At 61.4% G+C, this 11333-nt stretch carries 9 protein-coding genes; 2 read left to right on the top strand and 7 right to left on the bottom strand.

What is annotated here, in order from left to right; all coding sequences use genetic code 11:
- Window positions 1-402 precede the first annotated feature (402 nt).
- The 4 genes from CKO40_RS10975 to CKO40_RS10990 form a co-directional block, all read right to left on the bottom strand.
- Window positions 403-2679 (bottom strand): esterase-like activity of phytase family protein, encoded by a 2277-nt coding sequence (locus CKO40_RS10975; RefSeq protein WP_200346256.1) that lies wholly within the window; start codon window positions 2677-2679, stop codon window positions 403-405.
- Window positions 2680-2818: 139 nt separating this feature from the next.
- Window positions 2819-3643 carry a hypothetical protein gene (locus CKO40_RS10980; protein WP_200346257.1) on the bottom strand — a complete coding sequence of 275 codons (825 nt, stop codon included), beginning with the start codon at window positions 3641-3643 and terminating at the stop codon, window positions 2819-2821.
- Window positions 3644-3707: 64 nt separating this feature from the next.
- Complete coding sequence (locus CKO40_RS10985) at window positions 3708-4988, bottom strand: glycerophosphodiester phosphodiesterase family protein (protein ID WP_200346258.1); 1281 nt, start codon at window positions 4986-4988, stop codon at window positions 3708-3710.
- A gap of 522 nt (window positions 4989-5510) precedes the next feature.
- Window positions 5511-6158 carry a peroxiredoxin gene (locus CKO40_RS10990; RefSeq protein ID WP_200346259.1) on the bottom strand — a complete coding sequence of 216 codons (648 nt, stop codon included), beginning with the start codon at window positions 6156-6158 and terminating at the stop codon, window positions 5511-5513.
- Window positions 6159-6428: 270 nt separating this feature from the next.
- On the opposite strand from CKO40_RS10990, the gene CKO40_RS10995 reads away from it, so the two are divergent.
- Window positions 6429-6605: a hypothetical protein gene (locus CKO40_RS10995; protein ID WP_200346260.1), complete on the top strand. Its 177-nt coding sequence runs from the start codon at window positions 6429-6431 to the stop codon at window positions 6603-6605.
- Between the two features lie 165 nt (window positions 6606-6770).
- On the opposite strand, the gene CKO40_RS11000 is transcribed toward CKO40_RS10995, so the two are convergent.
- Together CKO40_RS11000 and CKO40_RS11005 are read right to left on the bottom strand one after the other, a co-directional pair.
- Window positions 6771-7604: a diguanylate cyclase gene (locus CKO40_RS11000; protein ID WP_200346261.1), complete on the bottom strand. Its 834-nt coding sequence runs from the start codon at window positions 7602-7604 to the stop codon at window positions 6771-6773.
- 799 nt (window positions 7605-8403) lie between these two features.
- Entirely contained in the window at window positions 8404-9993 is a 1590-nt protein-coding gene (locus CKO40_RS11005) for a sodium:solute symporter family transporter (RefSeq protein WP_200346262.1), read from the bottom strand.
- A gap of 287 nt (window positions 9994-10280) precedes the next feature.
- Between CKO40_RS11005 and CKO40_RS24925 the strand changes: the two genes are divergently transcribed.
- A complete protein-coding gene (locus CKO40_RS24925) occupies window positions 10281-10409 on the top strand; it encodes a hypothetical protein (protein WP_276570809.1) in 129 nt (42 codons plus the stop codon).
- A 67-nt stretch (window positions 10410-10476) separates the two neighbouring features.
- Here CKO40_RS24925 and CKO40_RS11010 read toward each other — a convergent pair whose 3' ends face one another.
- Complete coding sequence (locus CKO40_RS11010) at window positions 10477-11262, bottom strand: HesA/MoeB/ThiF family protein (RefSeq protein WP_200346263.1); 786 nt, start codon at window positions 11260-11262, stop codon at window positions 10477-10479.
- Window positions 11263-11333 lie beyond the last annotated feature (71 nt).

Raw genomic sequence — 11333 nt, forward strand, 5'->3', positions numbered from 1 at the left:
CCGTCGAAGAGCGTCATGATCAACGCATCCTTCTCCGCATGGCTCATGCGGTCGAGTTCGGCTTGGGTGGGACGGTGCAGCGTCATGGCCTCAGCTTAGCGCGATTTGGGGGAGCCTGAGTAGTAACGAGTTTGCGCACTATTAAGGGGCGCTATCAAGACAGCGGCTTGACTCGCGCAACCTCCTGATCGATCTGGCTACAGGGGCATTCTGTGAGGGCCTCTACGAACGAATCGCAGCGCGCAGTTGAATAGGCGAATGACTCAATCCCTGTCTCGGATCGCAGAGAGTACGATGTTTCGCCGTTTGAAGGGCGAGATTAGTCTCTGGTCGCAGCCGTCCCTGGCAAAAATACCACGATGGCCACTAGAATCCTTGTGGCCAGATCTGCCTTGGTGTTCGTTACGGCAGTGCGCCAATCTCGACGAAGACCGTCTGCCCGATGGCGTCGTCTAACCCGTCATTATCGGTGATGATGAACGCAGCACCGTTCACGGGAGAGATGGCGAGTCCTTCGAGCTTATCGGGCGTCCAGACACTATTTGTCTCGAGAACACCGAGGACATCCCGCAGCAGCGTCTTGTCAATGGTCGCGAGACCGCTAGGATCATCCCACGGGCGGAAATCGGCAGAGGCGAGATCGACACGGTAGATGCGTTTCACCTGAGCGTCTGTCCCGAGCAGGTTATCGCGCTCGATGATTGCAAAGGTGCCATTGGGGAGCAGGGCGATCTCAGAGAGTCCAACCCAAGCGCCTTCCGGCGCTGGCGATTCGAGCCCGTCGAGCCGATAGCGGACGAAGGTCCACTCGGCTGCGCCCGCGTCATAACGGCCTATCTTCACCTCGCCGTCAGGATCATCGTCCCATTCACGTTGCACCACGACATAGACCAGCTCGGTCGTGCTATCGCCGGTGACGGCGATGCCCTCGAGGCCGCTGTTGGTGGCGTTTGCAACCAGACCATCCGGCAGTTCGACCTGGCTTTCGATAGTGCCTTCTGTGCTGACCTTGATAATCTGGTTCGGTCGCGCACCGTTGCGGCCCTCGGACGCCAGCCAGAAGCCGCCTTCGGGCGCCGCAGCAATGCCTTCCAGATCAAAGGCACCGTCCGGGCCGCCAACGGCGGTGCGACTTACGATGGCGGCCGGCTCAGCACTGATGTCGATCGTATAGAAATAGCTTTGGGCGAGGAACGAATCGCTAACGGAGTAGAGCGTGAGGGGATCATTTGGATCGGCAGTCAACCCCGACTGCGCCACCCAGGGGATCGGTACGCCGGCCGTTGAAGAATCGGGGTCGTCGAGGCTCTCGATCTGCGGGTATGTCGGTGCACCGGTGCCGTAGCGATACAGCGTGATCATGGACGGAAAGTTGTCCTCGCTGTTCTCGGCAGCGATCGCGAGGAGGTTTTGGCGTCTGAGTGCCTTGATGCCCTCCGGACCGCTACCACTGGCCAAGAGCTGATTCAGCACAGGGGCCGACGGTTCGCTTGCATCGTACACGCCGACGACGTTTGCCCGTTCCGAACCAATGAAGAGGAGTTCTTCGCCGCGGAACTCACCGTACTCAGCAGCCTCGGGCTCTCCGCCCTTGTTCGCGGAACGACCCTCGTTGTAATGCCCAGCGCGCGCGGATGCGTGCTCAAACGACTCTGCAGACTCATAGACGACGGCGCCGGTTGCGGTATCGAAGACCGTGAACCCGCGACTGCCCCCTTCCTCGCCGAATGCGTCTTCATAATCCCCTTCGTTAGCCGTTGCGGCCAGATGGTCGCCGATCCAGGTGATGGTGTCGGGCTCGCGGCGCTTCGTTAGGGTCTCAACAAAGGTGATCAGGCCCTGTTCCTGTGGTCCGAGCTCTTCCTCAGTCGCATCGACGTTTTGGACGGTGGTTTCGCCTGCGGCAAAATGATTCGTGACCGAAGCAGTGCGCAGATCGACCACGACGATGTGGTTGTTCTCCTGCAACGTGACGATCGCCTCGTTGCGGCGATTGATGTCAACAAACTCGGGCTCGGGGTCCTCTGGTGCCACGTCGGCGAGTCCGGTCAGATCGACATCACGTGTAGTCCAGCGCGAAGGTGGACCGAACATCCGCACCACAACGAGTTTTCCGGGCGGGGCCTGCGGGAGCAGTCCGTCGTTGAAGTCTTCGTTCCGTTCGTTCTCGACGGCCACTGCGGCATAGCGGCGATTAGAGGCGATAGCGATGGAATCCGGCTGACCACCGAGATCGATGGTTCGCTCGATCGAGCGGCGCAACAGATCGATGATCGCGAGCTCGCCCGTGCGCACCGAAGGCTCGCCTTCCTCGTCTCCAGGTGAGGTGTTGATGCCGACGAGTGCATAGCGACGGTCGCGAACTGCAACACTGGTCGGTTCGCCGCTGAGGGCGATGGTGCCGTCAGGCAAGGGGTTCTCGGGATCACGGATGTCGACGAAGCCGATCACGGCGTTGTCGCTGTCCGTGTAGAGCAGGGAACGACCACTCGGCGTTGCATCGACAATTTCTGCAACGTCGGTTCCGTTGCTGGTCACATCGAAGGTGGCGATATGGCGAAAGCTGTCCGCAGCAGTAGTGCTCGCAAGCGTGTAAGCCCCCGCGCCAAAAGCGATGAGGGCTAGTTTTCGCATAAATCTACGGTGTGACATAAGTTGATTGCTAGAATGATTGAGCATGGGCGTTTCCTCGATCAGAGTTGTCCAAGAGACTGTTTGTTCATTGTGTTGCGTCGTGCGGACTCGAACGGGCAGGGCGCCAGTGCGGCGCCCTGGTGTTTTGGTCCTCGAAGCGGTTAGGGCTGGGTGTTCCGCAGTGCTAGCTCTTTGCTCGCCTGGCGGTGACTCCTAGGCGTGCCCCGATGAGGGTGACAAAGCCAAGCGCCATCAGCATCGACACGGGTGGAACAGGGACAGGAATACCGTCGGCAAACCCGATTGTGCCGGTCGCGATGTCAATGGTGGCAAGCCCATCGGGCTCCAGCAACAGCGTGAATGGATTGTCGCCTGATGTCATTGCATCGGGAGGACCAAAAAGGGCATCAGCGATTATCAGCTCAGAGATAAAGTCGTTCCCACCAACGACATTGCCGATGGCCTCGAATGCAAAGAACGCCTCGGCATAGGCGTCGCCGTTTGCGGGAGCAGAGGCCGCGGCTTCTAAGTCCCAATTCAAGAAAAAGTCGATCGTGATCTCATCGTCTGTCCCATTGAAGATATCGATGAAGGCGAAGCTGTCAGCGAGAGCGTCGACGATTTCACCTTTTCCTGCCTGGGCATTTGAGCTAGCGTTGAGAACGGCATCAATACCGACACCGACACCAAACGGATCATCGAAAAACTCGACGTTTGCGTCGACGTTGGCCGTTCCCGTCCCGAAGGTGTCGGTTTCAAAATCGGGAAAACCATCGATCGTGAGGCCGGTGAAGTCGCCGTTCGGGTCTGTTGTGGTGATACCAGTCAGGAGCAGGTCGGCAACGGTCGAGCTATTGAAAACACCGGCTTGAACGGTAGGTGTTACAAGGACTGTGCCGGCCAAGGCGAGGCTTGCGAGTAGCCGGCTTAGGTGCGTGCGTGCTGGAGTCATCATCAGGGTGAAACCTCTCTCGTCGTAAGTCTTCAAATGGAAGATGAAGGCGAGCAACAACGCGGTTAGTGCGGAACGCAGTTGCCGGGTGGTGCGGTAGCGGAAACGAGTTGACTAGCGGCTATAGATCCATGCAGTTGGCGTAGAAGGTCACGGTAGCCGGCCAGTCGGAGAAGATTCCGATGACACCGACCTGCCGGGCTAGGACGTCGACCAACCTCAGCATGTCACCCTCGGTGCTCAGCGTGTCGTTGACGGTCTGGTAGTACCATCCGCCGTCACCGTCGGCGAGAATGCCGGAGCGCTCTAGGGTCCAGGTAATGATGTCGAGTTCGGCCGCCTTGGCGTCGAGGGCATACTGAGAGGGAACGATTTGGCCGCCGTCGGCGGTGACCAGCGCCCACAGCGGTGGTGCGACAATGTTGATTCCGGCGGCCTTGTAACCGGCTAGCGTCGCCGCGTCCGGTAGCTGGCTAGGATCACCAGCATCGTCGAGATAGACGGATTGGGCGCCGAACTCGGGCTCGTTGTTGATCCAATACAATATGTCGTCGTAAACAAAGGATTGCACCCAGGCATCGCGCGGGCGGATACCTCCGGCTTTCAGCTCGTCGATGAGCTTCTGGCGGTAGTCGTCGTAGGTGAATAGGGTTCCGTCGTGCAGCTCGAACGGCATCTCGACGCTAGGCGACTTCAATTCGGGTGTGAGACCGACCCGCAGGGTCCTGAACAGCGCTAAGCTCTCGGCGTGGGTCATCAGCGTGCCGCTGGTGGGGCCGGCATAGAGGTCGGTGCGCCAACCTGCGGTGCCGCCGAGATAGGCTTCTGGAGTCGTGGCCGTGGTGTCAGCGGCGTCCATCTTGCCGTTGAGCGTCCGATACTCGGCGAGTGTGATATCGCTGGTACAGCAACGGGCGCTGGCCGGCGTCAATAGATTACCGTTCGCGTCATAGGTGGCTGGCTGGAAGGGCTGGGTGCACTTGGCGTTGAGATCAGGCCTGATGACGATGTCGGTGGTTGTGTGCAGATCGCACTGCGAGTGTCGGCACACTAGCTCGCCGTCTTTCGTGAAGGTGACGTCGCATTCGATGATGCCGGCGCCTTGGCGGGCCGCAGCGAGGTAGGATTCGAGCGTGTGCTCCGGGAACTGCATGCAGGCTCCCCGGTGGCCAATGGAGAACTTGCTCTTGCGAAAGACGCGCGTACGGCAGGACTGAAGACTTTCTTTTAGGTCGCCGTCCGCGAGCTGATCGGTTAGGAACCCTGGCCGAGGGCCGAGCTGGGCGGTGATGTTGGTGTTGCGATATTGACTCAGGTCGTCTAGCTGAGCGGCGACGCTGCCGGTGAACAGCAGACCGGCTGCGGCCAATAACAGGATCACGATGGGGCTTCGGGCGCACATCGAACATTCCTCGTCTTGGTTGGCGGGGTGACCTGCGGGGCGGGTTTGATGCTAAGGGATCAGGAAAATAACCCTGCAGCGCGCTCAGTTTAGCCACAGCCAGTGACGCTGAAATGTCCGTTGCGCGACGGTTTTGTGAACGCCGCTCGTTTGATCGAGCGGCTTGGATCGATCGCCGTCTTGTGACGGAACTGTTACGATCGGCCGGCCGCACCAGCCTCGTCTAGACGGTTGAGGTCTGGCCTCCGCGTTGATGGTGTTGCGCTTGGCGTAGGGAATCGGGGTATCGTTTACGGCGATATGGACGCCTCCAGCATCGGGGAACGATGCTGGTGCGTATTGACCTCATGGAGGCGTTCTTCGCCCTTTAATCGGAGATACCGAAGCCTGGTTGCTGGATCGATCTGGTGGGTGTCGGCAAGAGCCGGGGGTTCTGAGGTCTGCCGCAATTGAAGTCGAGCCGGAGTCTTGTCGACTCCAGCTCGGTTTGCCTGCAGCGCGGCGCTATAGGCCGCGCAAGGGCTAGAGCTCCTTCTTACAGAAATACCAGTCCGAGCACTCGTAGCCGGCGTCCATCCGGGCCTCGGCCTCTTCGGCCGTGGCCGGCGGTGGCACGATGACCTTGTCGCCGGGCTGCCAGCCCTCGGGGGTCGCGACACCATTGGCGTCACTGGTCTGCAGCGCCTTGACCAGCCGGACGAACTCGTCGATCGAGCGGCCGTTGCTCATCGGGTAGTAGACCATCGCGCGCAGCACACCCTCGGGGTCGATGACGAAGGTGGCGCGCACCGCCGAGGTGTCGCTGGCACCGGGCTGGATCATCCCGTAGGCCCTGGCCACCTGCATCGACAGGTCGGCGATGATCGGAAAACCGATCTCGACGCCGAATTTCTCCTTGATGTTCCGTTCCCAGGCGATGTGCGAGAAGTTGCTGTCGATCGACAGCCCGAGCAATTCGCAGCCGAGGGCCTGGAAGTCGGCATGGCGCTTGGCGAAGGCGATGAACTCGGTGGTGCAGACCGGCGTGAAGTCGGCCGGGTGCGAGAACAGCACCAGCCACTTGCCGCGGTAGTCCTCGAGGGTCTTGCGGCCATGGGTCGTCGGGGCGTCGAAGGCCGGGGCCGGCTCGTTCAGGCGGGGCATGCTAGGCGTTTGGGTCACGGTTTCCATCGATTGTCTCCAGTGATATCAATAGGCTGTGGCCAGGGCCACATCAAGTGGACGAGTGATAATCTAAAGCAATCGAAAGCGGCCGAAAAATTGTTTGAATAGATCGTTCTGATTGGTCTTGCAAATTGAGTAATATCAATTCATAGCTATTATTGATTGCATGGCCTGAAGATCATCTCGCGGCGAGCATCGTCAATGGGATTCGTCAATCAGCAACGGCTGCCTTGCGCATAGCGCCCAACCCGCAACGGCGATCAGCAACTTATCGTCTTGACCAACCTGCCCGCCGAGGCAGTTGCCGCCACGGTAGTCGAGCTCTACCGCAGCCGCTGGCGCATCGAGACAATGGCTCAAGAGCTCGACGGGGATCACCACTCCGATAAAGGGCTGGTCCCGTTCGTGCTGCCTTCCGGGACGCGGCGATCGCTAGAAAGGATGTGGCTGTGACCTGCTCAGGCGATTGCCGGAAAAGCTCGTACCGAATTGCGCAGGATGTTCGTTTGCCTTCGAGGAGCGTCGCCGGGAGCATAGCCGGGCTATGTGACCGGCGGCGCGACGAAGAAGGCGAGCGAAAAGACCAGCAAGGCGGTATGAGCCTTGACAGAAATCGCCTCAGAACGAAACCTGATTGCGACCGTTCCTTTTCGCCTTGTACAAGGCCGCATCGCCGCGCCCGATGATCGATTCCTGATCGTCTCCGGCGTTGTAACTGGCCACGCCCAGGCTCGCGGTCTTGGAACCCACCGTGGGAAGCTCGCTTGCAGCAATCGCCGCGCGCAGTTTTTCCGCCAGACGGGCCGCCTGCGCGAGATCCGTGTTCGGCGCGATGACCAAGAACTCCTCACCGCCCCAGCGTCCCACCACATCCACCGCGCGCGTATTACTCATCAACACCTTCGCCAGGTAGATGAGCACCTGATCCCCGACCTGATGGCCATGCTGGTCGTTGATCAGCTTGAAGTGGTCCATATCCACCATGATCACCGAAAACGGCGTCGCATACCTCCTGGATCGCATCAGGTTCTCTTCCAATAGGTGATTGAGCCGAGCGCGGTTGGCCAACTCCGTCAAATGGTCCGTCATCGACAGTTTGGTCGCCTCGTACAAGCACAGCGCCGCCTCGGCGATCGCCAGATTGTCTTCCTCGAAGCGCAGAGAGATCCCCTCCACTCGCTCGAACCGATGCCCGAGCAGCAATACGATGCGGCTGCCGGCGGAGGCTGTCCAGAGCCAGTGCCGCAAGCCTTGCGCCCGCAACGCCTCGCGCACCTCAGGCGGCGCCTGTTCCGTGAGCAGGCTGGAGGGCTGTTCCGAAAGCGGTGCTGCGAGGGTCAGCTGAAAGGCCCGATCCAGGCCCAATGCATGCTCGACCGTAAGCGTCTCGGGGGAGGTCTGCTTGAGCACTGCGGCACAGTCGATTTGCAGAGACTCCACCAGCAGCGCCACGAGATGCTCGCCGAGGCGCTCCTCAGTTTGCCGATGGGTCGGCTCGCGATTGACGAGCAGGTAGAGGCGTTGGATGATGCGCGCGATGGCCCGCTGACGATACGCGTCGCGGCGTGCCGCCCTCAGCTCGTGGTGCGCTTGGAGCAGACGCACCCCGAGTTCATTGTACTGCTGGCGGTAGAAATCGAGGGCCTGTTGGCTCTTCTGCGAATCATCCATACGGCGGTATCTCAACAGCTCTCAACAGCCGTTCGTTCTCGCTTCCCGAGCCGGCGAGGCCGTAGCGCTTGGGCCTTCAAGACGACACTGACCAGTGCTCGCATGAATCGCAGCCTATGCGCGAGCGATCCCGATGGGGACAGTCAGTCCGTACTCTTGGTCATGACCCCGCCAATTGTGAAGTGCGTCACGACTCCTGTCCAATCAGGTCCCCGACAGTCCCGGACTGGAGCAATCTGGACACCCGTGAAGGAGCCGAGCGGCGGACAACGCTCGCCGAGCGGAAGATCATGATGCCGTGGATGCCGGCTAGGGCATCGCGTCAGAAATACCGAGATCCTTTTCCTGCCACCTGGCTCTCGGCCCTGTAGGGGCCCGCTTGCGGGCGACCACGCCGCGCTCGCGGCCGCGAAGATCGCCCGCAAGCGGGCTCCTACCTCACGCCCTTGAGGGCAGCGACAATCGGCCTCGGGATTTCCGCCGTCTTGCGCTAGGTGCTCGCCGGGTGCGGCGCGGAAGCTTCGAGAGCCAGGGCCACAGCAGTCCGATGACGAGGATGGTGATGCCGACGATGATCAATTTACCACCACCAGACCACAACCGCCGCTGCCAGCAACGTCAACCCGAGTGCCATGTAACGATAGTTCAGATACCAGGGCGTGCCAGCTAGCTCTTGGCTCTCCTGCCGCCAGAGCGCTGGACGCCAGGTGCAGCGCTGGACCTTCTCCGGGTCCGGCGGCGCTGTTGCCAGACTCACGGTAACCAGGATCAACGCGCTCAGCGCGAACATGATCCCGGCCGCATAGAGGTACTGGAGCGGCAGCCAGTCGAGCAGCTCGTTGGCAGCCCAGCTGAGGATACCCAGGGGCACGCCGATCACCAGCGTCGCCAAGGCACCGGCATTGTTCGCCCGCGGCCAGAAGATGCCGATGACGAACACGGCCGTCACCGGCGGCGTGATATAGGACATGAACGACTGCAGGTACTGCCAGAGGGTCGGAAACTGCAGCACGATCGGGGACCACAGGATCGCCGCGATCATGAAACCGACCGTTGACCACCGGCCCCAGCGGGTCAGCCCTTGGTCACTGGTCTGCGGGCGGAAGGTGCGCACGAAGTCCATCGTGAACAGCGTTGCCGAAGAGTTGAAGATCGCCTCCAGGCTGGACAGGATTGCGGCGACGAAGGCAGCCAGCAGCAGACCGCGCAGGCCGACCGGCAGCAGGTCGACGATCATGGTCGGAAACACCAGATCCGGGCGCTCGAGGTCTGGGTAGAGGGCGACCGCCAGCACCCCGGGCATGACCAGGATGAACAGGTTCGGCAGCTTCAGCAGCCCGGCGAACAGCGCGCCCCAGCGGCCGTGATCGAGGTTGTGGGCGCCCAGTGCGCGCTGGACGACGAACTGATTGGTGCACCAGAAGTAGACGCCGATAACGAGCACGCCGGTGAAGATGCCGGGCCAGGGCAGGAGCTCGTCGTCCGCGGGTCGGATCAGATGCAGCGCATCGGGTGGCGCCGCCTGTACGACGGCATCCCAGGACGGCACCGCCTGCCAGGCCAGCACCAGCACTAGTGTGCCGCCGATCATGATCATGGCGGCCTGCAGCGCATCGTTGATGACGACGGCGCCGAGACCGCCGAAGAAGATATAGACCCCGGCGATCAGCGCGCCAGCGGCGAGCAGCGGCCACATCGGCACCGACGGGAACAGGGCTTGGCCGACCATGGCGCCGGCGTAAAGCGACGCCGGGGCATCGATCAGCGTCACGGCAACCAGCAAGAAGCCCGAGAATGCCAGCCGCGGCTCGCGGCCGAAGCGGGACTCCAGGAACTGCGGGGCCGTGTAGATGCGCGCGCGCAGATAGAGCGGCAGCAGGAATAGCACGAACAGCACCAGGATCACCGCCGGCAGCCATTCGTAGTGGTAGACGGCGATGCCGTCGTTGTAGCCGCTGCCGGGCAGGCCGACGAAGCTGCCGCCGCTCATGTTGGCGACATAGAAGGACAGACCGATGATCGGCCAGCGCAGCGCTCGGCCACCGAGAAAATAGCCCTCGGCGCCTTTGCGCGCAGTGCGAGCCGCCCACCAACCGAACAGGAGGCGCGTGCCGATCACATAGACAGCAACGATGGCCAGGTCCCAGGGGCTGATCTGAATGTCGGGCATAGCGATCTCCTCGGCAGCGCGTACCGGCTTTAGAAGCCCTAACAGAATGCCCTCTAAGGTTCAATAAATCCGCAGCTTGTGTAGGCTGGCCGGGCATTTTGATGGGGTCTTTTAAGCAAGATATGTGCCCAAAATAGAAGGCGGCTGCTAATTCACGTCGGGGCTTTCCCGGCGCGGTCCGCCGATCGATAGGCCCGCATTCTGCCTGAGAGGCACCGAATGACCTGCTCAATGAGATCACCGCGACGTTCGAGCGCGACCCGCAGATCAATCGCCATGACCGGTCCTTGAAGATAAGGAGCCAGGAAGGGCGCGTTGAGACGGAATACCGTGGCGAGAAGGAGATCGTCAACTGCATCGCCCGGGCGCTCGCCCAGGAGCCGGTGTTCGCCGACGACACCCTTATAGAGAGCTAAAGCCTAAGAGGTTGTCTCAATGCCGCCTTGCCAATGCTTCCGGCGGACCATCTTTCAGGCTGCCTGCTCAGAGCGGAGCTGAATGGAAGCAATGCGGACCTTGCTGCGCATTGCGATTACCGCAACTTGGGCAGGCTGGATCGGCCGGTATCGCCAGCGTGCGGACGGCCATCGTTTGCGCATCGAGCAGCAGGAGCCTGGAATACAGCGGTTGGCCATAGCCCGTGAGGACCTTGATGGTCTCGGTCGCTTGGATGCTGCCGATGATACCGACGAGTGGCGCGAGCACGCCTTCGCGGGCGCAACGCTCGCCTTCCTGTCCGTCATCGGGGTAGAGGCACTGGTAGCAGGGGTCTTCAGGGCGCCCGGAGAAGACCGCGACCTGACCCTCGGCCCGGATTGCGGCACCGGAGACGAGCGGGATGCCGGAGGTGACGCAGGCGGCGTTGACCGCGTAGCGCGTCTGGAAATTGTCGCTGGCGTCGACGACTAGATCGACCTCGGCGGTCAGCGCGGCGAGCTGCGTCGGGGTCAGGCTGCGCTTGATCGGGACTAGCTCGCAATGTGGATTGAGCGCCTCGAGTGACGCTATGGCCGAATCGACCTTGGTCCAACCGATGCGCTCGCTCGTATGCAGGATCTGCCGCTGCAGGTTGGAGAGGTCGACGGCATCGAAGTCGGCCAGCAGCAGACGCCCGACGCCGGCGGCTGCCAGATACATCGCGACGGGTGAGCCGAGCCCACCAAGCCCGACGATCAGCACCCGGGATTCGATCAGCCGCCGCTGGGCCTGCTCGCCAAAGCCTGGCAGCAGGACCTGTCGGCTGTAGCGGGACTGTTCGTCTGAGGTCATCAACCGCCCGCTTGCTCGGTGGCAGGTGTGGCTCTGCGGATGTCGCTGACGTCAACGAAGTAGTAGCCGCA

The sequence above is a fragment of the Halochromatium glycolicum genome, from assembly GCF_016584085.1.
Lineage (GTDB): Bacteria > Pseudomonadota > Gammaproteobacteria > Chromatiales > Chromatiaceae > Lamprobacter > Lamprobacter glycolicus.

What these genes read in the sequence shown, in the direction of transcription:
- CKO40_RS10975 (WP_200346256.1), bottom strand. Translation starts at nt 2,679, where the DNA reads ATGCTCAATCATTCTAGCAATCAACTTATGTCACACCGTAGATTTATG.
- CKO40_RS10985 (WP_200346258.1), bottom strand. Translation starts at nt 4,988, where the DNA reads ATGTGCGCCCGAAGCCCCATCGTGATCCTGTTATTGGCCGCAGCCGGT.
- CKO40_RS10990 (WP_200346259.1), bottom strand. Translation starts at nt 6,158, where the DNA reads ATGGAAACCGTGACCCAAACGCCTAGCATGCCCCGCCTGAACGAGCCG.
- CKO40_RS11005 (WP_200346262.1), bottom strand. Translation starts at nt 9,993, where the DNA reads ATGCCCGACATTCAGATCAGCCCCTGGGACCTGGCCATCGTTGCTGTC.
- CKO40_RS11010 (WP_200346263.1), bottom strand. Translation starts at nt 11,262, where the DNA reads ATGACCTCAGACGAACAGTCCCGCTACAGCCGACAGGTCCTGCTGCCA.